Genomic DNA, 265 nt, shown 5'->3' with positions numbered 1-265 from the left:
GCCACTGCAATGGTGCATTGGCTCAATGTCGCGCTGGGCCAGCCATAGCCCCTCCAACACCCGTCAGGCAGCGTATTCATGATCGGCTATGCACGCGACAGAGTGAAGCTGACGCCTCGGGAGCTGGAAATGAACGCGTCTTGCAGTTTTGGATAGCGATGGTTGCAATTCCTGCGTAGCTGTTCGGCGGCGGACGGCCGATGCAGACGCCTTCGGCGCGCTCTACACGCCCAACATCTCGTCCGACAAGGAGACCGGCATCGGC

The organism is Paraburkholderia silviterrae (assembly GCF_004353915.1).
GTDB lineage: Bacteria > Pseudomonadota > Gammaproteobacteria > Burkholderiales > Burkholderiaceae > Paraburkholderia > Paraburkholderia silviterrae.
This window is presented reverse-complemented; position numbering follows the sequence as displayed.